At 31.2% G+C, this 24,050-nt stretch carries 23 protein-coding genes and 1 tRNA gene; 13 read left to right on the top strand and 11 right to left on the bottom strand.

Features of this window, described 5'->3' with window-relative positions:
• Positions 1-84: 84 nt before the first annotated feature.
• Together cfbA and MJ_RS05220 are read left to right on the top strand one after the other, a co-directional pair.
• Positions 85-516 (top strand): sirohydrochlorin nickelochelatase, encoded by a 432-nt coding sequence (cfbA, locus tag MJ_RS05225; protein WP_010870484.1) that lies wholly within the window; start codon positions 85-87, stop codon positions 514-516.
• A 260-nt stretch (positions 517-776) separates the two neighbouring features.
• The gene (locus MJ_RS05220) at positions 777-1,589 is read left to right on the top strand and encodes a pantoate kinase (RefSeq protein ID WP_010870483.1); all 813 of its coding nucleotides are present in this window, start codon (positions 777-779) and stop codon (positions 1,587-1,589) included.
• Between the two features lie 305 nt (positions 1,590-1,894).
• Here the strand turns inward: MJ_RS05220 and MJ_RS05215 are convergent, their stop codons facing one another.
• Entirely contained in the window at positions 1,895-2,716 is an 822-nt protein-coding gene (locus MJ_RS05215; protein WP_010870482.1) for an HAD family hydrolase, read from the bottom strand.
• A 55-nt stretch (positions 2,717-2,771) separates the two neighbouring features.
• On the opposite strand from MJ_RS05215, the gene MJ_RS05210 reads away from it, so the two are divergent.
• A complete protein-coding gene (locus tag MJ_RS05210) occupies positions 2,772-3,389 on the top strand; it encodes a DJ-1/PfpI/YhbO family deglycase/protease (protein WP_010870481.1) in 618 nt (205 codons plus the stop codon).
• A gap of 122 nt (positions 3,390-3,511) precedes the next feature.
• Here the strand turns inward: MJ_RS05210 and MJ_RS05205 are convergent, their stop codons facing one another.
• Positions 3,512-4,837, bottom strand: coding sequence for a B12-binding domain-containing radical SAM protein (locus MJ_RS05205; protein ID WP_064496682.1), 1,326 nt, complete (start codon positions 4,835-4,837; stop codon positions 3,512-3,514).
• A 19-nt stretch (positions 4,838-4,856) separates the two neighbouring features.
• Positions 4,857-5,585 carry a uroporphyrinogen-III C-methyltransferase gene (cobA, locus tag MJ_RS05200; protein ID WP_064496681.1) on the bottom strand — a complete coding sequence of 243 codons (729 nt, stop codon included), beginning with the start codon at positions 5,583-5,585 and terminating at the stop codon, positions 4,857-4,859.
• A 71-nt stretch (positions 5,586-5,656) separates the two neighbouring features.
• Here cobA and MJ_RS05195 point away from each other — a divergent pair, with 71 nt between their 5' ends.
• Together MJ_RS05195 and MJ_RS05190 are read left to right on the top strand one after the other, a co-directional pair.
• Positions 5,657-7,699, top strand: a complete 2,043-nt coding sequence (locus MJ_RS05195; protein WP_010870478.1) for a hydantoinase/oxoprolinase family protein — start codon at positions 5,657-5,659, stop codon at positions 7,697-7,699.
• A 12-nt stretch (positions 7,700-7,711) separates the two neighbouring features.
• Positions 7,712-9,403: a hydantoinase B/oxoprolinase family protein gene (locus MJ_RS05190; RefSeq protein ID WP_010870477.1), complete on the top strand. Its 1,692-nt coding sequence runs from the start codon at positions 7,712-7,714 to the stop codon at positions 9,401-9,403.
• Here the strand turns inward: MJ_RS05190 and MJ_RS05185 are convergent.
• Both MJ_RS05185 and MJ_RS05180 read right to left on the bottom strand, forming a co-directional pair.
• Complete coding sequence (locus MJ_RS05185) at positions 9,389-9,775, bottom strand: ribonuclease P protein component 4 (protein WP_010870476.1); 387 nt, start codon at positions 9,773-9,775, stop codon at positions 9,389-9,391. The two genes, MJ_RS05190 and MJ_RS05185, sit on opposite strands and share 15 nt — an antisense overlap.
• Positions 9,772-12,060: an ATP-binding protein gene (locus tag MJ_RS05180; RefSeq protein ID WP_010870475.1), complete on the bottom strand. Its 2,289-nt coding sequence runs from the start codon at positions 12,058-12,060 to the stop codon at positions 9,772-9,774. The genes MJ_RS05185 and MJ_RS05180 overlap by 4 nt, the downstream gene beginning before the upstream one ends.
• A gap of 216 nt (positions 12,061-12,276) precedes the next feature.
• Here MJ_RS05180 and fsa point away from each other — a divergent pair, with 216 nt between their 5' ends.
• A complete protein-coding gene (fsa, locus tag MJ_RS05175) occupies positions 12,277-12,930 on the top strand; it encodes a fructose-6-phosphate aldolase (protein ID WP_010870474.1) in 654 nt (217 codons plus the stop codon).
• Between the two features lie 44 nt (positions 12,931-12,974).
• A complete protein-coding gene (locus MJ_RS05170; protein WP_010870473.1) occupies positions 12,975-14,132 on the top strand; it encodes a pyridoxal-phosphate-dependent aminotransferase family protein in 1,158 nt (385 codons plus the stop codon).
• 23 nt (positions 14,133-14,155) lie between these two features.
• Here MJ_RS05170 and MJ_RS05165 read toward each other — a convergent pair whose 3' ends face one another.
• From MJ_RS05165 to hisC, 4 genes are all read right to left on the bottom strand, one after another.
• Positions 14,156-15,436 carry a hypothetical protein gene (locus MJ_RS05165; RefSeq protein WP_010870472.1) on the bottom strand — a complete coding sequence of 427 codons (1,281 nt, stop codon included), beginning with the start codon at positions 15,434-15,436 and terminating at the stop codon, positions 14,156-14,158.
• Between the two features lie 4 nt (positions 15,437-15,440).
• A complete protein-coding gene (locus MJ_RS05160) occupies positions 15,441-16,493 on the bottom strand; it encodes a hypothetical protein (protein ID WP_010870471.1) in 1,053 nt (350 codons plus the stop codon).
• Positions 16,493-17,275: a hypothetical protein gene (locus tag MJ_RS05155; RefSeq protein ID WP_010870470.1), complete on the bottom strand. Its 783-nt coding sequence runs from the start codon at positions 17,273-17,275 to the stop codon at positions 16,493-16,495. Before MJ_RS05155 ends, MJ_RS05160 begins: the two co-directional genes overlap by 1 nt.
• Positions 17,276-17,420: 145 nt before the next feature.
• Complete coding sequence (hisC, locus tag MJ_RS05150; protein ID WP_064496679.1) at positions 17,421-18,530, bottom strand: histidinol-phosphate transaminase; 1,110 nt, start codon at positions 18,528-18,530, stop codon at positions 17,421-17,423.
• 93 nt (positions 18,531-18,623) lie between these two features.
• Between hisC and MJ_RS05145 the strand changes: the two genes are divergently transcribed.
• Positions 18,624-19,913 (top strand): S-layer protein, encoded by a 1,290-nt coding sequence (locus MJ_RS05145; RefSeq protein WP_244409367.1) that lies wholly within the window; start codon positions 18,624-18,626, stop codon positions 19,911-19,913.
• Between the two features lie 8 nt (positions 19,914-19,921).
• Here MJ_RS05145 and MJ_RS05140 read toward each other — a convergent pair whose 3' ends face one another.
• Positions 19,922-20,224, bottom strand: coding sequence for a monovalent cation/H+ antiporter subunit E (locus MJ_RS05140; RefSeq protein ID WP_010870467.1), 303 nt, complete (start codon positions 20,222-20,224; stop codon positions 19,922-19,924).
• A 189-nt stretch (positions 20,225-20,413) separates the two neighbouring features.
• Between MJ_RS05140 and pfdA the strand changes: the two genes are divergently transcribed.
• Positions 20,414-20,833, top strand: a complete 420-nt coding sequence (gene pfdA / locus MJ_RS05135) for a prefoldin subunit alpha (RefSeq protein ID WP_064496678.1) — start codon at positions 20,414-20,416, stop codon at positions 20,831-20,833.
• Positions 20,834-20,956: 123 nt separating this feature from the next.
• Here the strand turns inward: pfdA and MJ_RS05130 are convergent.
• A tRNA-Val gene (locus MJ_RS05130) sits at positions 20,957-21,030 on the bottom strand.
• A gap of 47 nt (positions 21,031-21,077) precedes the next feature.
• Between MJ_RS05130 and MJ_RS05125 the strand changes: the two genes are divergently transcribed.
• The 4 genes from MJ_RS05125 to MJ_RS05110 all read left to right on the top strand — a co-directional run bounded on the left by MJ_RS05125 (position 21,078) and on the right by MJ_RS05110 (position 24,047).
• Positions 21,078-22,145, top strand: coding sequence for a nucleotidyltransferase family protein (locus MJ_RS05125; protein ID WP_010870465.1), 1,068 nt, complete (start codon positions 21,078-21,080; stop codon positions 22,143-22,145).
• 196 nt (positions 22,146-22,341) lie between these two features.
• Positions 22,342-23,031: an RNA ligase partner protein gene (locus MJ_RS05120; protein WP_064496676.1), complete on the top strand. Its 690-nt coding sequence runs from the start codon at positions 22,342-22,344 to the stop codon at positions 23,029-23,031.
• A 43-nt stretch (positions 23,032-23,074) separates the two neighbouring features.
• Positions 23,075-23,446: a DUF356 domain-containing protein gene (locus MJ_RS05115; protein ID WP_010870463.1), complete on the top strand. Its 372-nt coding sequence runs from the start codon at positions 23,075-23,077 to the stop codon at positions 23,444-23,446.
• Between the two features lie 34 nt (positions 23,447-23,480).
• Positions 23,481-24,047 (top strand): hypothetical protein, encoded by a 567-nt coding sequence (locus MJ_RS05110; protein WP_064496675.1) that lies wholly within the window; start codon positions 23,481-23,483, stop codon positions 24,045-24,047.
• The last annotated feature ends 3 nt before the right edge of the window (positions 24,048-24,050 follow it).

Here is a 24,050-nt window from a genome sequence, read left to right as displayed (position 1 = left end):
CTATAACTTTAAATCTAATAAAAACGAAGAGTATATATAATAGTTGGTATGAATCTTACAACATAAAATAATAATGGTGAGTTCATGGAAGCGTTGGTTTTAGTAGGACATGGGAGTAGATTACCCTACAGCAAAGAGCTTCTGGTAAAGTTAGCTGAGAAAGTTAAAGAGAGAAATTTATTCCCAATAGTTGAAATTGGTTTGATGGAGTTTAGTGAGCCAACAATACCTCAAGCAGTTAAAAAAGCTATAGAACAAGGGGCTAAAAGAATCATTGTTGTTCCTGTTTTCTTAGCTCATGGAATTCATACAACAAGAGATATTCCAAGGTTATTGGGGTTGATTGAAGATAACCATGAACATCATCATGAACACAGCCATCACCATCATCACCACCATCATCATGAACATGAAAAATTAGAGATTCCAGAAGACGTTGAAATTATATATAGAGAACCTATTGGAGCAGATGATAGAATTGTTGATATAATTATCGATAGAGCATTTGGAAGATAAGTAGAAACATGTCAATTTACACCTCCGAGCGTAAGCGAGGAGGTGTTAAGTGGTATCCCAATAGGAGGTATCCTCCTATGGGTAGAGATAATTATCGATAGAGCATTTGGAAGATAAGTACTTAATAAAGAATCTACTAACTCCTCCAATAAAGATAAATTTTAAATAAATATCCTTTCTTTTTTATTTCTTAACAATTTACATAAAAAGTTTATAATATTGCTATTTTAGTAGTTTTAAGTAATTAAGGAGGTTGAGGTATGTTTGCTCCAGGGCACATAACAGGATTTTTTGTAATTTGTAAATCTTCCAATAAGTTAAAAACTGGTTCTATAGGGGCAGGAATTACTATAGATAGAGGAGTTAATGTAGAATTAAAAGAAGGAAATGGTAGTATTTTTTATAATAATAAGAAAGTAAATATCTGTGCCGTTGAAAAAGTTATTGAACATTATAAAAAATTTGGATATAATGATGATTATGACATAATATTTTCATCTGACTTTCCCTTAGGTAGTGGATTAGGAATGTCTGGAGGATGTGCTTTAATATTAGCTAAAAAACTAAATGAAATGTTGAATTTAAATGAAAATTATGCAGAGATAGCCCATATAAGCGAAGTAGAATGTGGAACTGGATTGGGAGATGTTATTGCTCAATATGTTAAAGGTTTTGTCATAAGAAAAACTCCTGGATTTCCTATAAATGTTGAAAAAATCGTTGTTGATGATGATTACTACATTATAATTGAAATTTTTGGTAAAAAAGAGACAAAAGAGATAATAACTAATGATATTTGGATTAAAAAAATAAATGAATATGGAGAGAGATGCTTAAATGAGCTTTTAAAAAATCCTACTTTGGAAAATTTTGTCAATCTTTCTTATGAATTTGCAGTAAATACTGGACTAATAAATGAGAAAATCTTATCCATCTGTGAAGACTTAAAATTTACAGTTGGAGCTTCACAATCCATGTTAGGAAATACTTTATTCTGCATTTCAAAAAAAGAAACATTAGAAGATGCATTATCTATTTTAAAAAATCCAATAGTTTGTAATATTTATTACTGAACACTTTATAATATTACTATTTTTATGAATTTCTACCTAACTGTGAATCACGTCCACGTTTAACCTCTTAAAAGCTGATTTTAATCAATATTGGAAGCTAAGGAGACAGAAAGAAACTTAGTTTTCATCCCGAATTAGTCTGATTTTAATTACATATCTTTATTAAATGCAAATCCATCCCAGTCCTTATTTCCATTCCGAATCGGTCTGATTTAATTAACTGAGACATTTAAATGGAAACACTACATTTTAGACAGATTTCCATTCCGAAATGGCTAATTTTAATCTATAAATAATGTCTTATATTAAGAACACTCCTTAATTTGCATTCTACCTTTAATTTCTCCATTAATAACTTTTTTACATATATCAACTATTTCCTTTATGTTGTAAATCTTTATATCAGCTGTTTCGAGAGCTCTCCTCGAAACATTCCCATTTTGCAATGTTACCACTGCTAAATCACTTTCAATCATTGCTGGGACATCGTTAGCTCCATCCCCTACCATTATTGTAAAGTACCCCTCTTTTTTTAGATTTCTTATTAAATCTCTCTTTAACTCCTGATGAGCCTCTGCCATTATATATCGTTCATCAACCCCAGTAATTTCAGCTAATCTCTTTATAAACCCTTTTCTATCTCCAGAAGCAATGAAAACCTTAACTCCTAAATCTTTTAGTTGTTTAATTGTTTCTTTAACCTCTTTAAATAAACATCCAGCTGTTGCTATTGTGTATTCAACCTCTCCAGCATAAGTGTCTATTATTAAAGCACTTCCATACCCAGTTTCTACTTCATATCTCTTTAAAATGTTTAATGGCTCTTGTAATTCTTTAACCTTGGTTTTTCTATCTTTGAAAATTCCTTCTCTATTTATCGGTGGGTTACAATAAGATATACCAATTTCAACCTCTTTTAATAAGTCAGATATTAATTTTTCTGGATTTTCTTTATCCACTACCTTTAAAGGGTCTTCTTTAATTATAACTAATGCTCTACCCTTTTTTTTATCCACTATATCAACCGTCTGGCTATTACAAATAAACTTATTTTTCTTTAAATCTTTAATAACTCTCATTATCTTTACAAGAGTCCCAGCACTGTCAAACACTATAGCCACTTTCATAATTACCCCATTAATTAAATATATACGTTCAGATATAAAGAATTATTGTGGGAGCATGAAGAGGTTGGCAGTGATATTAATAACCTTAGCTTTAGTTTCTTCAATGTGCATAACTAATTCTAATGAAAAGAGGGAAAATATGAAAAATGCAAAAGTTTTAATGGTTATAGCTCCAAAGGACTTTAGAGATGAAGAACTTTTTGAGCCAATGGCAGTATTTGAGTCAAATGGTTTAAAGGTTGATGTTGTATCAACTACAAAAGGAGAATGTGTGGGGATGTTAGGTAATAAAATAACTGTTGAAAAAACCATATATGATGTAAATCCTGATGATTATGTGGCTATAGTTATAGTGGGGGGAATTGGTTCAAAAGAGTATTTATGGAATAACACAAAATTGATAGAATTAGTTAAAGAATTTTACAATAAAAATAAGGTTGTCTCAGCAATCTGCTTATCTCCAGTAGTTTTAGCAAGAGCAGGAATCTTAAAAGGCAAGAAAGCAACTGTATATCCAGCTCCAGAGGCTATAGAAGAGTTAAAAAAGGCAGGAGCTATTTATGAAGATAGAGGAGTTGTAGTTGATGGTAATGTAATTACTGCAAAATCTCCTGACTATGCAAGATTATTTGGATTGGAAGTTTTAAAAGCAATAGAAAAAAATAATGAATAATTTGCAACTATTTTTATTGTTTTTTCTAAAATTTAGATGATTCTTATTTTTTAAAGTTTTAACTTAAAAAAGTGATAGTTTCTAATCTCATAATCTTATGGAAATATACAAATTTGAAATTTTTAGAGAATAATATTTTTCCAAACACCTTTATCTTCAAACCTTCCTAAGTATTTATCCAACAATCTATCTTTCTTTAAAGCACTAATTAAGCTTGTTGGATTTTTTGAGTAATCTAAATATTTGCTAAGATTTTCATCCCCCCTTGCCAATATACACTGGCAAATCATGGAGTTGAAGTTCTCATATTCTACCCTAATACCTTCTTTTTTTAATGCCTTCTCAATATACTTAATTTTTTTCTTAGATGATAAATCAAACTCTTCTACCTCAAAATCTGTATGTGGCTTTGGAATCATTGGATTGACTGAGATTTCTACTTTTCTAATTTCTTTCTTTACTTTCTTCGTTAAATTTATAAGTTCTTCAATATCTTCATCAGTCTCTGTCGGAATGCCAACCATAAAATAGAGCTTAACCTTTTCAACTCCAAATTTTTTAGCTAAATCAATGGCATTAGCTATGTCCCTCTCTCTAATGTCCTTTTTTATAAACTCTCTTAACCTTTCACTTCCAGCTTCTGGAGCTATGGTTAAAGTTTTAGGCTTTAAAATTCTCATCAAATCATCGTTTAATGTATCTGCCCTTAAAGATGAAGGAGATATATGAACTCCCATATCATCCAAAAAGTTGCATAACTCAACTATATACTTGTAATCTCCAACTGATGGGGCTATTAAAGCAACTTTATTGACTTTATTAACCTTAACTCCTTCTTCTGCTAAATACATTAAATCATCAAGCTTTCTAAACCTTGGTGGATAATAGATAGCTCTCGCTAAGCAAAATCTACATCTTCTTGGACATCCTCTACCAATCTCTAATAAGAAGGATTTTCCATAAGCTCCCTCTTCAGAGGTTGGCTGATATATTGGATAATCATCTATAGTTAATTTTTTTGGATAGATTCTTTTAACTTTATCCTTCTCTAAATATTTTGAATAAACACCCTCAACATCAAACTCTCTATTTATAACTTTTAGCATTACATCACTGCCCTCAATCTCTCCAACGATAAATACATCAAAAAACTCAGCTATTGGGAAAAAATTTTCCATTACACAAGGCCCTCCAGCAACAAAAATAGCATTTGGGTTATTTTTTCTCAAATCTTTAATTATCTTTATTGCATTAAAGTAATCGTTTTCATACTGTAGAGTAATAAAAATTGCATCAAAATTTTTTATTCTATCATAATTCTCTAAGAAATACACTCCTACATTTAAATCTCTATATTTGCTTAAATGATTAGCTAGAACATGCACAGCTAAGCAAGAAATCCCAGCTTTAAATTTGTTTGGGTAGATTATAGCAACATTCTTTATCATTTTAATCACAAAAATTAATTTATTGACTATCTAACACATTAACAACCTCACCAACAACTATAACTCCTGGAGGTCTTGCATTTTCTTTTTTAGCCTTTTCAACAATATCTCCCAAAGTCCCTTTTATAACTCTCTGATTCTTTGTAGTTCCCTCCATAATGATTGCTACTGGTGTTTCTTTACTTCTTTTTGGGTTTTGCAACAACTCTTTAACCAAATTTTCCAAATTAGTTATTCCCATTAAAATTACAATAGTATCAGCATTTAACTTGCTTAAATCTACCTGTTTCTCTTTCTTATCCTCTGCCTCATGCCCTGTAACTACTGTAAAGGAGGTAGCTACCTTTCTATGAGTAACTGGAATCCCAGCAACCTCTGGGACTGCTATAGCTGACGTTATTCCCGGAATTACCTCATAAGGTATGTTATGCTTCTTTAACTCTAAAATCTCTTCTCCACCTCTACCAAAAACAAATGGGTCTCCACCTTTTAATCTAACAACTAACTTTCCTTCCTTTGCCTTCTCAACCAATATTTTATTAATCTCTTCTTGTTTAAATGAATGTTTTCCCTTTCTTTTACCAACATAAATTAGCTCGGCATCTTTTTTAGCATAATTTAATAGCTCTTTTGATATTAAATCATCATAAACAACAACATCTGCCTCTTTAATAGCTTTTAAACCTTTTATTGTTATCAACTCTGGGTCTCCCGGTCCTGCTCCTACTAAGATAACTTTGCCTGTCATTATTTCACCAGAAATGTTTATATTTTTTGGCATTAAAATAAGTTATAGCTTCTAATACTAATTTTTATGGGATGGTTATGGGATACAGAGTAGGAATTGATATAGGTGGGACATTTACAGACCTCGTTTATTTTGATGAATATAGCAAAGAATTTCATGTAGTTAAAGTTCCAACAACTCCAAAGAGTCCTGATGTTGGGGCAATAAATGCAATAGAAACTGCTAAAATAGAATTTGATAAGATAAATATTTTAATCCACGCAACCACCTTAGGAACAAACATGTTTTTAGGGCAAGAGCACTTAAACCCACCAAAAATTGCACTAATTACAACAAAGGGATTTAAGGATGTTATTGAAATTGGTAGGCAGAGGAGGCCTAAACTTTATGATTTATTCTTTGAAAAGCCAAAGCCATTAATAAAGAGGAGAGACAGATATGAGGTTGAAGAGAGGATAGATGCAAATGGAAATATAATCACTCCACTAAATGAGGAGGAATTGCAAAAAATAGCTGAAATTATTAAGAAAAAGGATTATGAAGTTGTTGTTATCTCTTTTTTACACAGCTATAAGAATCCAATCCATGAAAAGAAGGCAAGGGAAATAATAAAAAATCTCTGCTCTAATGTGGATGTTATAACCTCCTACGAAATAAATCCAGAGTATAAGGAGTATGAGAGAACAAGCACAACCGTTATTAACGCCTATCTAAAGCCATTAGTGTCCAATTATCTAAAAAACTTCATAGATTCTTTAAAAAACAAAGGCTTTAATGGAAAGTTTTATGTTATGCAGAGTAGTGGAGGCATCTCAAATATAAAATATGCCACTGAAAGACCTGCAGCATTTATAGAATCCGGTCCAGCCGCTGGAGCTATTGCAGTCGCCTATTTTTCAAAAATTTTAAATGATAACAAAGTTATAGGCTTTGATATGGGTGGAACAACTGCTAAGGCATCAACTATAATTAACAACTCTCCATTGGTAACAAATGAGTATGAGGTTGGAGGAGAGGTTCATGCTGGAAGATTAATTAAAGGCTCTGGTTATCCTGTTAGATTTCCATTTATTGATTTGGCTGAGGTTAGTGCTGGAGGAGGGACAATAGCATGGGTTGATGAAGGAAATGCCTTAAGAGTTGGGCCGATAAGTGCTGGAGCTGACCCGGGGCCTGTTTGCTATGGAAAGGGAAATGATAAACCAACAATAACTGATGCCAACTTAATCCTTGGTAGATTGGGAGAGAAGCTTAGTGGTGGTCTATTAAAATTAAGAAAAGATTTAGCTGAAAAGGCAATATCAAAATTAGCTGAAAAAATAGGGGAGAGTGTTGAAGAAATCGCCTATGGAATAATAAGATTGGCAAACACCACCATGGCAAAGGCTTTAAGAATAGTTACAGTTGAGAGAGGCTATGACCCAAGGGATTTTGTCATGTATGTTTTTGGTGGAGCTGGACCTTTACATGGAGTTGAGTTGGCAGAGGAGATGGAGATTAGCTCTATATTAATTCCTCCTTCGTGTGGTGTTTTCTCTGCTTTAGGGCTTTTATTGGCTGATTGTAGGGTAGATAAAGCTAAGAGTATATTGAAAGATATAGATGAAGTTGATGAGGAAGAGATTGAGAATATATTTATTGAGCTAATAGAGGAGGGACTTAAAGAGGTTGAGGGCTTTGAGGAGATAAAGATAGTTAAACAGATTGATGTTAGATATAAAGGGCAATCTTATGAACTAACAATCCCTTGGACTGGAGATTTAAAAGAATTGGCAGATAACTTCCACAAAAAGCATGAGACTGTTTATAAATTCAGTTCTTTAGAGGAAGATATTGAGTTGGTTAATGCAAGGGTTACAATTATTGGTTTATTAACAAAGCCAGAGATAAAATGTTATGAAGTTAAAGAATACAAACCAAAGCCAGAGAGTTATAGAAAGGTTTATTTCAGCAGTGGATGGGAAGAGACTGCAATTTATAATAGGGATAAGCTTAAACCAGGAGCTATATTTGAAGGACCGGCAGTAGTTGAAGAGTATGATTCAACTATCGTAATTCCTCCAGATTATACAGCTTTTGTTGATAAATACGGATGTTTAAGAATTGAGAGATAAAAGGGGATTGTTATGGATAAAATTACAGTTGAGGTTATTAAAAGCTCTACCTCATATATTGCAGAAGAGATGGGAATTATTTTGAGAAATACAGCCTATTCTCCAAATATTAAGGACAGATTAGATTTTAGCTGTGCTATCTTATCATCAAATGGAGAGTTAATAGCCCAAGCTGAACACATCCCAGTGCATTTAGGGAGTATGGCTATTGGAGTTAAGAATACCGTTGATTATCTAAAAAAAGAGAGCATTGAGATTGAGAAGGACGATGTAATTATCGTTAACGACCCATACATAGCTGGAACTCATCTAAATGACATCACCCTCTTAAAACCAATATTTTATAACGATGAAATAATTGGCTATGTGGCAAATAAGGCTCATCATGTAGATGTTGGTGGCTATGCACCAGGAAGTATAAGCAGTAACGTAAAAGAACTCTACCACGAAGGTTTAATTATTCCTCCCTCTAAGCTCGTTATAAATGGAAAGTTAAACAAAGAGCTCTTAAATCTAATAACATCAAATGTTAGAGTGCCAAAATCAACAATTGGAGATTTAAAAGCTCAAATAGCATCATTGAACATTGGTGTTGAGAGAATTTTAAAACTAATTGAAAAGTATGGGGATAGAGAAGTTACTGAGGCATGGAATAAGAGTTTAGATTATTCTGAGGAATATTTAAAATCAAAAATTAGAGATATTAACTGTATATGTGAGGCAGTAGATTACCTTGAATATAAGGACAAATTAATAAATATAAATATGAAGATTGAGATAAAAAATGGCAAAATAAAAGTTGATTTTACTGGAACGCATAGACAGTTAGATGCTCCATTAAATGCTGTTTATGGTGTTACCGTTGCATCAACATCCTTTGCATTAAAGGCAGTTATAGACCCTGATTTACCAATGAATCATGGTATCTTTAGAGTTTTAAATATCATTGCTCCAGAGGAAACAATTGTTAATCCAAAGAAACCAGCTCCAGTTTCTGTTGGTAATGTAGAAACCTCTCAAAGAATAGTTGATGTGATATTTAAAGCCCTCTACCATGAATTCCCAGATAGAGTGCCAGCCGCATCAAACGGGAGTATGAACAACGTTATTATTGGGGGAAGAGGTTGGGCATTCTATGAAACAATTGGAGGAGGATTTGGAGGAAGAAATGGAAAAGATGGAGTTGATGGAGTTCATGCAAATATGACAAACACTCTCAATACTCCAATTGAAGTTATAGAGAACGAATATCCAATAATGATTCTTGAATACTCTCTAAGAGAAGATTCTGGAGGAGCTGGGAAGTATAGGGGAGGTTTGGGAATAAGGAGAGTTTATAAAATGCTATCTGACTGCATGCTCTCCATAATTGCTGATAGAATTAAAATTTCCCCATGGGGAGTTAATAATGGCTATAGTGGAGCGTGTGGAGAGCATTATGTTATAAAAGATGGTAAAAAAATCCCATTATCTGGAAAAGATACTTTATATTTAAGTTGTGGTGATATAGTTGAAATAAACACTCCTGGTGGTGGGGGCTACGGCTCTCCTTATGAAAGAGATATAAATCTAATATTAGAGGATGTTAAAGATGAAAAAATTTCCATAAAATCGGCATATAGGGATTATAAAGTAAAAATTATCAAAAAAGATGATGATTTCGTTGTTGATATGGAAGAAACAAAAAAGTTAAGAGGTTTGTGAGTTTGATTTTGCTTTTAATCTTTCCTCTAATTTTTTCCTTCTCTTTTCTTTCTTCTCTCTAATCATTGGGATTCTATATATTGCTCCGCATTCTAAGCATGTTATAACAACGTGGGGATATCTCTTGCTCTTAATTCTAACCCTTGCATTCCTTCCATACAACAAAAAGGTTCCACATTTTTTGCATATCCTTCTCTTCCATTTTTTAGGGAATCTTATTCTCATTTTCATGGCTATTCTTCTTGCTAAATATACATATCTCTTAGCTCTATCCCAATTACCTTTCTTTGCCTCTTCTTCAGCTAAGCTCATCAATATATCAATTCTTTCATAAGCTATCTTCTTTAGCTTTTTTTCTAAGAACTTTTTCATAATAAACCCCAGAATCCATATCTTGGATTGTATATATCTCCAGCTTTCTTTAAATATTCTAAGGCATCATTAACATCCTTTTCAGATAAACCAATAGCCATCGCTTTTTCATATATCTCCTCTTCTGGTGCTAAACCATCATCTCTCAAGCTAACAATCTCCCTAATAATGTTAAGGACAGCGTCCATCTTATCTCTTCTTGACTTTGGAGTTCCAGCTATCTTATCCAAGTCCAAAGTTCCAGTTTCTGGGTCATAAGCTACCTGTTTTAAGCAATCATCAATAATACTTATTGCCACTTCAGCATCGACATCTTCAACTTTATCTGATAGTCTTGCCTTTGCATGCATTTCAGCAATCCTAATAATTGCCTCTAACTGCCTTGCAGTTATTGGTATTGGGTTATCCCCCTCTCCCAACTTTCTCATCTCTAAGTAATACTTTTTAATCATCTTTTTTGCTTTATCAGTTAAATAAGGCATAATTAACTTTGTTTCATCAAACTCTCCTAAGTATAAATCTTGATTCTCTTCTATGTATGCACAGCTCCTTGCATAAATAATATAGTATTTTAAAAGCTTCTCATCCACTGTTATTCCATCAATATCAATAGCTCCTAAGATTTTGTAGTCTTTTGTTGCTGTCTCAATATGGGTGTTTAATATATGTTCAGCTATCTCTTCATCACTCTTTCTATTTGGTTTATCCATCAATGGAAATATTAAATCAAATCTACTAAGCAATGGGGCTGGAATATCTATCTGCTCAATAACAGTTAAATTCCTATCAAATCTTCCCCTCTTTGGGTTGCATGCTGCTAAAACTGCACATCTTGCGGGCAGTTTAACATTAATCCCTCCTTTATTGACGTGGATTGTCTGGCTCTCCATAGCCTCCAATATATATTTCATTACATTCTTATCTACAGTTAGCTCATCAATACATGCAGTTCCTTCATTAGCTCTAACAAAAACCCCCGGCTTAACAACCCATCCATCTCCGATTTCAGTAGCCTCTCTTGTTACTATAGCAGTTAAACCTCCTCCAGTAGCAGTTGTTACTGATGCATAAGCATTTTGAGGGAATAATCTTGCTATTCTTCTGAGCATTGTTGATTTTCCAATACCTGGGTCTGTAATTAATAAAATATGGCTATCCCTTCTTAAAGGAGTCCCATCAGGTAAAAATTTAAAAGCTCCTTTTATTTGTTGCAAAAATATGGCTTTTTTAACTAATTCATAACCTTTTATTTGAGAGATTAGATAGTTTGATAAAATGTCAATAATATTTTTCTTTCTCCCTAATTCATTTAAAGTCTCTATAAGCTCTTCATTTCTTAATATATCTTTAACTTCAATTTTATTATAACTTTCAGAAATTTTAATATAGTTACTTTTAATGTAAATTTTATAAATTGGGATGTTATGTCTATACTCTCTTTTCATAACCCTTCCTATAACATTTACCCTTCCTGCATATATTCCCGGAGTGTTTTCTAAAAAGACTCTAATGCTCCTCGCTGGCTCTTCAGGATTTTTCATTAAATCAATTGGCTGCTGAATCTCCATCTCCTGAATATTCACATATATTGAATCATATTCATCCAAAATGAACTTTATTTCCTTTAAATTTTCTTTAAAAACTTCATCATTTTCCTTCAAATCCACACATCTTGGGATTTTCCCTTTTTCCACTAATTTATCCCAAACTTTTTTGTTTTCTAAAATTTTTTTGACCTCTCTTGGAGATAACATGTCCTTAATAAATTCTCCTTCACTAAAGTAGTCATCAATCTCAATTTCAACACGTCCATCACATGGAGTATATGTGTATTTACACAAAAAACCTCCATTTTCATCTTTTATTCTTTTGTTACAGTAATATACTGCCTTTTTTAAAAGTGCATTAACTTTTCCTGCTTGCAGTATATTTCCTTCAAATTTAACCAATTTGTTTATATCTTCAGCAGAAATCTCCTCAATTAATTTTTCACAACCTTTTGGATTTTTAAATGCAATTTGTATCTTTTCTAACTCTTTATCTTCACCAAATAGTTCAACATAAGCTTCTTTAAATATATCCAATATTATTTCCTCAATTTCTTTCGGTCTCTCAATGATTAAGTCATTAACTTCACATGCATCTGGAAAGTGCATTAAAAACTTCTCAATGTCAAATTCAAAGATATTCCCCTTAATTAAATTATTAGACAGCTCTTCTTTTATAAAACTCTTTATTTTATGTTCATAATATGCTCTAAAAACTTCTTCATCAAAATTTACCATAGTATCACGTAAATTGTCTTTATTATAAATTTAAAAATAGATTTTCCATTTGAGAGTTGAAGTGTAGTTAAAACATAATAAACAAAATAGTGGTATATAATTTACTACTATAAAAACCTTTGTATATTCAAATTAATAATAAGAGATAACTTTTTAACCCCCTACGATATATAATTTCCTAAAAGCCTATCATAAAATTTTATAAGAGGGATAGGGATGAAATTCTTCTTAGACACTGCAAATGTTGAAGAGATTAAAAAATATGCTGAGCTTGGATTAGTAGATGGGGTTACAACAAACCCAACATTGGTAGCTAAGGAAGGAAGAGATTTCTATGAAGTTGTTAAAGAAATCTGTGAAATTGTTGAAGGTCCAGTAAGTGCTGAGGTTATCTCAACAGATGCTGAGGGAATGGTTAAAGAGGCAAGAGAATTGGCAAAATTAGCAGATAACATAGTTATAAAAATCCCAATGACAAAAGATGGAATGAAGGCAGTTAAAATATTATCAGCTGAAGGAATAAAAACAAATGTAACATTAGTTTTCTCTCCATTACAGGCTTTAGTTGCTGCTAAGGCAGGGGCTACCTATGTATCACCATTCGTTGGAAGGTTAGATGACATTGGACACGTTGGGATGAAGTTAATTGAGGATGTTGTAAAGATATACAAAAACTACGATATTAAGACTGAAGTTATAGTTGCTTCAGTTAGACACCCATGGCATGTTTTAGAGGCGGCAAAAATAGGAGCAGATATTGCAACAATGCCACCAGCAGTTATGGACAAGCTATTCAATCACCCATTAACAGACATTGGTTTGGAGAGATTCTTAAAAGATTGGGATGAATACTTAAAGAGTAGAAAATAAAGAATAATCCCAATTCATAAAAATAATTTTTATGGAGGGAGATTATGAAAATAGATGCAGTTAAAAAGCTATTGATGATTCCAGGGCCTACAATGGTTCCACCAGAGGTTTTAAATGCAATGGCATTGCCAGTTATTGGACATAGGACAAAGGATTACAGCAACTTATTGGAAGACACAATAGAAAAATTAAAAAAAGTATTCATAACTGAAAACGATACATTCTTAATTACTGGTTCAGGAACAGCAGCAATGGATATGGCAATATCAAACATAATAAAAAGAGGAGATAAGGTTTTAAACATTGTTACAGGAAACTTTGGAGAGAGATTTGCAAATATAGTTAAAGCATACAAAGGAGAGGCAATTAGATTAGATGTAGAATGGGGAGATATGGCAGAGCCAGAGGCAGTTAAAGAGATATTGGACAAATATGATGACATCAAAGCAGTTACAGTAGTGCATAATGAAACATCAACAGGGGCAAGAAACCCAATAAAAGAGATTGGAGAGGTTGTTAAGGACTATGATGCTTTATACATTGTTGATACTGTCTCATCATTAGGAGGAGATTATGTAAATGTTGATAAATTCCACATAGATATCTGTGTTACTGGTTCTCAAAAATGTTTGGCAGCTCCACCAGGATTGGCTGCAATAACAGTCAGTGAAAAGGCATGGGAAGTTATTAAGAAGAATGATGACAAAGTTGGTTTCTACTTAGATTTATTGGCTTATAAAAAATACTATGAAGAGAAAAAACAAACCCCATACACACCATCAGTTAATTTAACCTATGCCTTAAATGTTGCATTAGATTTAGTTTTAGAGGAAGGAATCGAGAATAGGGTTAAAAGACATGAGAGATTAGCAAAAGCAACAAGGGCTGGTTTGGAGGCAATGGGAATAGAGTTGTTTGCCAAGGAGAGGGCAAGGTCAGTAACAGTTACATCAGCAAAATATCCAGAAGGCATTGAAGATAGCAAATTTAGAGGTATATTAAGCAACAAATACAACATAGTTGTTGCTGGTGGGCAGAAGCACTTAGCTGGAAAGATATTCAGAATTGGACACATGGGAATCTGTGGAGAGAAAGAAGTTTTAGCAACACTTGCTTGTGTAGAATTGGCTTTAAAAGAGCTTGGATTTGAAGTTAAAGAGAGTGGAGTAGAGGTAGCAAAAGAAGTTCTATTGAAAGAATAGATTTTATTTATATTTAAATTTAATTATTTTTTCCATAATATAGCCATCCACAACAAACCAGCTATAATTAAAACTATTATATACCAGTTATGTATTACCCAATAAATTTTTGGTTCTAATTCTTTTTTAATATCATCCCATAAGCTATGTTTCTTTTTATACAATTTTATAATGTTTTTTAGTTTTATCTCTTCTATTGAGTTGTTTTTTACAATATAATAGTGTAGTTTGTGATTTTCGTTGGTTTCAATCAATAATATTCCGTTATTGTATGCTAAATCCGTAATTCTTATACTTTCATATTTATTTCCAAAAATCTTTTTTAGATAGCTTTTTTCTATTGGAATTTCTCCTCCTTTGATTTTAACAAAATAATATGGATTTGAGCAATTACTTATGATTTTTATGGTTTTATTTTTCCATATAAGAAGATATGGCTTCTGATTTAAATAATCTTCATACCAACCTGCATAATTGATATTGGAGCAATTAAGTTTCTTCATAACAATATATAAAGTCCCATTTATGCTGTAAAAATCCATACACTCCCAAGAAATATTTTCATATTTTGGAAGAGTTATGTTATCTTCGAAATGGATTTTTCCACCGTAATAAGAATACAAAGGAAATGAAGTATTTGATAAACGCCCATCTAAGATATAAAACTTCTTTGCCTTCGAATCATAGGTTGTAAAGATGAATATAGGTTGATATATGTAATGTTGGAACGTAGTATAATAGTCGTCATCCTCAAACTTCTTTAATTCGGTTATGTTGGTGTTATTTATTAACACAAGAATATTTTCTGGATAATCTGCTTTCATTTTATAACAATAAACAAGTAATGCCTCATTAGGGGAACATGCTGGAGGAGATATATCAAAATCATCAACTGAATAAAAAACATCAGCCCACAGTATTTTCTCAGTGTAGTTTATTTTATTGTTTTTTGTTGTGTATACTAAAACACCTAAAAAAACTATTCCGTCACCATTTTTTGGGAAATAAAAATATCCAAAAGATAATATAGTTAAATTATTAGTTGAGCCACACTCAAAATATGTTATATTATGATACAACTCAGGGAAATAATAGTCAGAAATAGGAGTTATGTCCATTAAATTTTTATTATTAAAATACAAAATCTCCGAATCGTTGTAAGTATATCCAAAAAGCTTATCATAACCAATATCATGGTAAATTATTATAAATCCATCCTTAAATGGACAAACTTCTGCTGAAGAGACATTTAAAAAATAAATAGAAAATAATAAAATTATTAAAAATAAAATGAATTTTTTCATAATCTCACCAGTTTTTACATCCTTTTATACCGTAAGCTCCATTTCTCACCTTATCTACATTCTCAATATTTGTGTCAAAGTAGTATGCTCTTATTTGCCAAATATCTCTACCAGTTAAGAACTCTCGGGCTTTAATATAATCACATGCTTTGTTTATCAAATCATGATATTTATATTCATCAATTTTATTATCTACTTCCATTTCTATATATCCATTAGGAATTTCTTTTATCCAATTAAGAACCTCTATAAGTTTTGTTATTCCCTGAGTTAAATATCCATTATATCTGTTAATTTGGTATTTCCAATATTCTCTTATATCTTCACTCACATTTTTTTCATAGTTCCAGAGACACCAGTATTTCCATGCAATATAATAGTGTGGTTGAACAAATACATAGTCAAAATACTTTGATAATCGTTTTATATCATTATTATCTGGATTCTCTATATCGTTAATATAGGGAATCCATATAAACTCTAATTTTCTGTTCAATTCATTAGATTTTTGTTTGATATATGTTGATAATTGTGCTATTTCCCAATCAGTAATAAATCCCCAACTTACTTGCCCAGGAGATTCAAAATTCCAATAAAATCCTACTAAATTGCTATCACAACTTTCAATAACTCCATCAATCCAACCCTTCCAGTATTCTAATGTTCTTTTTACCAGATAAATATGGTTTATATAATATTCCATCTGTTTTTTGTCTTTGGAAGCATTTTTTAATTTTTCTAACATTCCACGTTTATAATAAGGAATTTGAGCAATATACTTAATTCCAGAGAGTTCTGAATTTATAAACTCTCCAAATTCTTTTCCATCTTTTTCACCATCTTCTCTTAAATTTCCACTTTCCGGAGTTCCACTACCTTCATCCTTTTCCAAAGCAATTGCGTAGTTAAACCCTCTATTTAATAAATCACCTACTGTTCCATTAAATCTTTTCTCATAAGTATTGGTGTATTTAAAATACCATAAAGCGTATTTATACTCAGGTTTTGGTTTTGGCTTGGGTTTGGGTTTTGGAGGTATATAAATATCGTCCCCCATTATTTCACCCCTAAATACTCTTTACACTTATTAACCAATTTATCAAACATCTCAACATCTCTACTCTTTATATAATCGGCATACGGCTCATCTAACTCTCTTATATACTTATTATAGTAAATTTTAACCGAATTAATCATCCTACCAATATCTTGCTCCTTCATAGCATCATAAAATTCATTTAAAGCATGTTCTTTCCTTTCATTATCGGTTAAAATCTTTTTCTTATAGAAAATCTCTGATTTTATCAAACTTTTTCCAAGTTTATACAATATAGGGCAGAATACACATGCATGATAGCAACTTGAAATTAGATTTTTATCTAAGCTTTCAAATTCTTTAACAAGCCTTTCTCTTGAGACATTTAAGTGAATAAAAGGAGGAAATAAGTTATAATCGTTACACCACGTTAAAAATCGTTCTTTATCTTTAATATGCTCTCCTATTGATGATGCTACAACTCCTCCCTCAAAATTTTTAATACCCTCCCAAACTACACAACTTCCGTGATAATCATGTCCATTATTTTCTAAGCTTATCTTGCATTTTCCACACTCAATAAATCTATGTTTAACATCATTTGCTTTCATAATCCACTTTATCTCTTCTCTTACCCATTTTGGACTTCTATCTGAAATAAACGTTACTGCCTCAAAGTCAAAGTTATATTTCCCCCTAAGCTTTAATAAATATCCTAACAAAACCCTGTTTTTCATTCCATGAGAGTATAGAATAGTTTTATGATTTGTTTCTTTAATTAAACTCCAAACATCCTCATGCATAAAAACCCACTATATAAAAAAATCTATATTATTTTTTAAGTAAATTTTAATTATCAAAAGACTTACATATAAAAGTTTTTATTATTCTTTAATTTAAATGGATAAATTAATAAAAATAAAATAATAAAACAAAAATTAAAAAGATTTAGCTTATAATCTCCTCCAAAATCTTTAAAAACCTTTCAACCTCTTCAAACGTCCCTATTGATACTCTAACATAATTATCCCCTAAACCATCAAAGGATGTGCAATCTCTAACAATAACACCTCTTTTTAATAGTTCCTCACAAAATTCTTTTGCTTTCATTGTTTTTAATTCAACCAATAGATAATTAGCTTCTGAAGGATAAACTTTAATATCCTTAAACTTCTTCAATCCATTGTAGAGCATCTCTCTACTTTTAATTCCATCTCTAACACATCTTTCAAAGAATTCTCTATCTCTTAATGCAGTTATGGCACAAACTTGACTTAACCTTGTTAAGCTAAATATTGGCTTAACTCTCATCATATAATCTATGATTTTTTTATTTGCAACACCATAACCAACCCTCATTCCTGCTAAACCAAAGACCTTTGAAAAGGTTCTTAAAACAATAACATTATCATATTCAGGGGCTTTTTGAGTCCAATCATATTCTTTTTTAGCATACTCAATGTATGCATGGTCAATAACAACTAAAGCGTCTGTTTCATTGATAACCCTCTCTACATCTCTATTTTCTATTATATTTCCTGTTGGATTATTTGGAGTGCAGAGGAAAATAACCTTCGTTTTATCTGTTATATTATTTAAGACACTTTCAACATTCAATTTAAAGTCTTTCTCCTTATCATATTTAGCATATTTTATTTTAGCATTGTGGATTGTTGCTGAAACTCTATATTGGGTAAATGTTGGAATTGGAATTATAACCTCATCTCCATCATCAACAAACGTTCTAAATATTGTGTCTATAATCTCATCAGCTCCATCTCCTCCAACAATTATGTTTTCCTCATCAACATTCAAAAATTTGCTTAACTCTTTCATTAAAATTGGATTTACTGGCTCTGGATATTGGTGAATTTTGTCAATTTCATCTAAAATTTTTTCTTTTATTTTTGGAGATGGTCCCCAAGGATTTTCATTAGAACCAAGTTTTATAATGTCCTCTGGTTTTATTCCGTAAGCCCTTGCTATCTCTTCTTTTGATTTTCCTGGAACATAGGGCTTTAATTTTTTAACAACGTCTCTTACTTTATTTTCTATCATCCAATCACCCAAAATTTTTAACCAAAAATATTTTAAATAAGATTTCTGGATTTTTTATTATTGTTAAGATTACAAATGATGGAGGGGTTAATTGTGAAGAGGACACTTTTACTTATACTCTTATTGGTTATAAGTGTTAGCTATGCTCTACCTATAGAGCCAATAATCTATGTAAATAAATCCACGGTAGATTATCAAAATGCAAAAATTTTGATGGACAATTTTTACTCATCAAGAGAGATAAATATCAATGGAGATAATGTAACAATTGTTATTAACGATATTATGTATATTCCATCTATAGATGAACTTGAAATTAAAAATGGAGATAAAAATCTTATTATAAAATTTGATAGAGACGGAAACAAAGTGAAATATAAAGATATTGAGTGTATTGAATATTTAAACCTTAAAAAGGGAGAAGAAATAAGCTTATTCAATAAAAGCTACATAGTTGAAGATATTACTTCAAATTATGTAATATTAAAAGAAAAAGATGGAAAGGAAGTATTGACAAATGAATCATTTGAATACGATGGATATAAAGTTGTTGTAAAGTTGGTTTCCTCTGATTTAAATACTATAATTGTTGATATATACAAAAATGAGAAAGTTTTGGATTCTCCTAAATTAACTAAGGGAAAGATTTATTATATGAAAGGAGGAACCTTAGGGTTAATGTATGAAAATTGCACAAGGATTGGCAAAGGTTATAGATTTACTTTTAGAGTATATTCTACAATAAAAATTGAAGAAGGGGAAGATTACCCATTAGATAAAGAGTTTAAAGTTAAAGAAATAAGCACTGATAAAATAAAACTTGAGTATAAAAATATAGATAGTTTAGGAAATGAAATATACTTGTTTAATTACACCATAATACCTGAAAAGTGTTACAAAGATTATGTTCTCTTTAAAGTTATAAAAAGGAAAGAAAAAACCGTAGATGTTAAAGATGTTGCATATATAGGGGATGGAATTTATGCTGTAAAGGTAAATAATACCGTTCATGTATTCTATAAAGGAAAAGAACTCAAAAATCATGAAAAGATTTATCTTGGTTCGGTAGATGTATATAGTTCTAATCCTTTAAATGTTAATAAGGACATAATTCTAATTGGAGGTCCAAAAGTTAATAAAATCGTTAAAGAACTTGAAGATAAAGGTTTATTGAAAGTAAATATCTCTACCAATTATCCGGGAAACAATAGAGGAATCATACTAAAAATAAAAAACCCATATAATGATAACAACATCTATATATTAGCCGGTTCTGATAGATGGGGAACAAAAGCGGCGATATTAGTATTTTTAACAAAATATAATGATGAAGATACATTGATGGTAGAGTGGGACAAAGGAGAGATAAAAATTATTAAATAAAAATCAATTTAATCAAAAATTTTCTTAATATATGGCTCAAATGGAACAATATCTTCCCTACTTCTTGGACTTATAACTGCTACTTTTAATTTCCTCTCTTCTGGAATTAAATCAATAACTAAAGTTCCTGGCGTGGCGGTTATAGACCATGACAGCAAAACTAAGCCAGTAGGATTATTAATAATTGATTCTATCTCTATAACTTGAGGGTGTATTTCCCCATTTATGCTTCTTTTAACTACATCAACCCAAGATTCGCATATTGCTTTAATTAAAACAGCCAAATAACCAATAACTCCTAATAATCTCATAAACCTCCCCCCTTATAAAAACCATGCTTACAATAAGTTTTATTAAGGCATTAAAATATATATCTCTTACTATAGGACTTTCGCAGGAATAAATGTTTTATTGCATATTGACACTTTTGAGTGTCTAAATTCCAGTAAGAAGATAAGCTGCGAAAGTCCTATCTACATAATGCTTATGGGGTGGAAAATATGGCTGAAGATTTAAGACAGAAAGCAATGGCCTTAGAAATATACAACCAACAATTACAAATGATTCAAAGTGAAATTACTTCAATAAGAGCGTTAAAATCTGAAATAATGAATTCAATTAAAACAATTGAAAATATAAAGGCAGATGAAGAGACATTAATCCCAGTAGGTCCTGGAGTGTTTTTAAAGGCAAAAATTGTTGATGATAAGGCATTAATTGGAGTAAAGTCAGATATTTATGTTGAAAAATCATTTAATGAAGTTATTGAGGATTTAAAAAAGTCAGTTGAAGATTTAGATAAAGCTGAAAAAGAAGGCATGAAGAAAGCTGAGGAATTAGCTAAAGCAATAACTGCATTAAGAAAAGAATTACAAACAGAGATACAAAAAGCTCAACAAGCTCAAGATAAGAAACAATAAAAATGTAAAATTAAAATTTTTATCCTTTTTTATCTTATTTTTTGTACTCAGAATGCTTGATTAAACTAAAACAGTAATTCCTATATTTAAACTAACAAATGTTTATGTCTAAAATAAAAATAGTGGGCCCAGCCGGATTCGAACCGGCGACCTTCGCCTTGTAAGGGCGACGTCATAGCCAGCTAGACCATGGGCCCTCAACCTTTAGCATCAATAAAAATTTAACTCATCATATATAAAGTTTATGCTCATTGGTGAAATTATGGATTTAAATTTAAAAAATTTTTTGGAAGATAGAGAGGAAATAATTAGAGATGCTAAAAGGAAAGATGAAAAATCCTTCAAAGATTTTAAGAAAATAGTTGAAGAAATAAAAGAAAGAGAAAATAAAGATAAAATCGTCTGCGATTTTACTGAATACAACCCATTGCATAAAGGGCATAAATATGCATTAGAAAAAGGAAAAGAGCATGGAATTTTTATCAGTGTATTGCCCGGCCCTTTAGAAAGGAGTGGAAGGGGAATTCCTTATTTTTTAAACAGATACATAAGGGCAGAGATGGCAATAAGAGCTGGGGCTGATATTGTCGTTGAAGGCCCACCTATGGGAATTATGGGCTCTGGGCAGTATATGAGATGCCTAATAAAGATGTTTTATAGCTTAGGAGCTGAGATAATCCCAAGGGGCTATATTCCAGAAAAAACCATGGAAAAGGTTATAGATTGCATAAATAAGGGCTATCATATTCAAGTTAAGCCCTATAAAATTATCTGTATAGAGACAGGGGAGATTTTAGGAGAGAAGTTAAATATAGACAACTATGTCATTGCTTCAATGTCTCAGATGATTTATAAACTGAATAGAGAGGGCTTAAAATTTAACCCGAAATTTGTTTTTGTAAAGAGGTTAGAGGGAATTAGTGGAACTAAGATTAGAGAAGCAATATTCAGTGGAAAGTTTGAAGATATTAAAAATATGCTTCCAAAAACAACATTAAGTATTTTAAAAGAACTCTATGATAATGGAAAGCTCAATGAATTGATATTGAAAAGATTTGAAGATAGAATTTTAGAAACAGCGAATGAGTATGATTTATATGAATATTTGCCAAGTAATGTTGCTGAAATTTTAGAGAAGAAAAGACCATTTAACAATATAGAGGAGATAAAAAACTCTCTACCTTATGGATTTTCAAGGCATTTTAGGGAGAGGATTTTATCTAAATTAGAGGCAAGGATTCCAAATGAAACTTTATCAAAATATATAAATAACTATCCTGCAAAGATAAAAATACTTGCAGTGAAACTTTAAGAAAGTTTCATCAAAACGATGCATTAAATGGACTTTCAGTCCCTTAATGTCTCTTAGTATATAAATAGGTAAATAACGATATATAGTTGCTTATAAATCTTAATGCTTTGAATATGAAATCCTATAATTTTCATTTAATAGAAAGCGAAACTTTTTAGATATAAATTTCAATAGAAACTAAATTTTGGGGAGAGGTATGCAAAAACAGAGATTCTGCTTAGACACAAGTGCTTTTACTGAACCGTCAGTTAGGAAAGCGTTAGGGGTTAAAACAGTTACTGAACTAACAGATAAGGTTATGGATTTGATAGCTGAGGCAAGGATAAAGTTAAATATATCTTGTCACATTCCATATCCAACTGTATATAATGAATTGATGGGATTTTTGGAGAATGAGAATTGTCCGAGAGATGTTATAGTTAAAGTTGATACATGGCTTGTTAAAAAAACCCCAAACAGATATGAGATAAAAATCCCTTCAGAGATTTTTTATGAATATGTTAAAGATTTGAGAGAAAGAATTAACAAAGGGATGAGGATTGGAGAGGAGCATATAATAAAAGCCACAGACATGGTTTATGAGTTATCAAAAAAACATCCAGAAATGGGTAAAAATGAAATCATAAATAAAGTGTTATCAAAAACAATAAATACCTTTAGAAATAAATATAGAAGTGCTTTGAGAGTGGGAACTTTAGATAGTGCCCCTGATTTAGATGTGTTATTGTTAGCCAAGGAGTTAGATGCTGCGGTAGTGGCAAGTGATGGAGGCATTGAAAAATGGGCTCAGAGGCTGGGCTTGAGATTTGTTGATGCTTCTGATTTTCCATTTATGCTTGAGGAATATTTGAAACATAATGATAGACATTTGAGGATAAAATACTAAGAAAATTTAAAATTAATATTAAAAAACACGTTTAGGGATAGTTATGACGATATTGCTAATCAGAGGAGATAGTTATGAAAAATTAAAGAATGCCTTAGCTGATGTTGATAGGCATGCAGAGCTAACAATTATTGGAAAGCCAAAAATTATTGTTCCAGAAGCTGCAGATGAAATATTAAGTCATATATTGGGGGAAGTTAAAAAACCATGTAAAACTGCATGCTTAGCAAAGATTGCTGAAAAAGCACCAAAAGCAATAGATAGAATTAGAAAAATTCATCCACCTGCTCATATTGTTGTGATTAGTGAGAGATATGGTGACATATATTATAAGTTATTGGACGACTTCCCAAAACTTCCAGTGTTAAAGGGCTATTACAAATCTAAGAAAAAAGATAAGAAGAAAAAGAAGTAAATTGGTTAATTTTCATTAGTATTAGGTGATTTTTATGAAAAATAGCACAGAATATCCAACATTAGTGGAAATAAAAGACAAAAAAGGAGAAATGATTGAGAAGGGGGAGGCAAAACTTAGAGATTTAAATAACATAAGAGTAAAATTAAACGAATTAAGGACGAGCAATCCAGATGATTTAGATACTATTGCTCAATTGGAAGAGGAAGAAAGTCATCTAACATCTGAAGTTTTAAAATTAGATTTAAGCATAAAAATATTAGAAGTGGTTGAATATATTATAGAAAGTAACATATTTGAAGATTATTGGAAAATAATAGAAGAGAAAATTCCATATGAGGAGTTATTAAATATTGTGGTTGAAAATGGCTTAAGTATAAAAAAGACGTGCATGGAGTTATATAAACTTGCCAATATTGATGATAAAAATATTTTAAAGAAAATTCAGAATCTACCAGATGACTATCCTAAGGAAACAAAAGAAGACCCAAACCTTCAAAATAAATATTTGAGTAAGATAATTTCAAGAATTAGTCGATTAAAAGAATTTAAAAGCAATTTGGATGAGATAGTTTCAGATATAATCTCAAACATGAGGTGAGTG

Origin of the sequence: Methanocaldococcus jannaschii DSM 2661 (assembly GCF_000091665.1) — an archaeon.
Taxonomy (GTDB): domain Archaea; phylum AGJL01; class Methanococci; order Methanococcales; family Methanocaldococcaceae; genus Methanocaldococcus; species Methanocaldococcus jannaschii.
The sequence above is the reverse complement of the archived record's forward strand: the minus strand, read 5'-3'. Positions and strand labels throughout refer to the sequence as shown.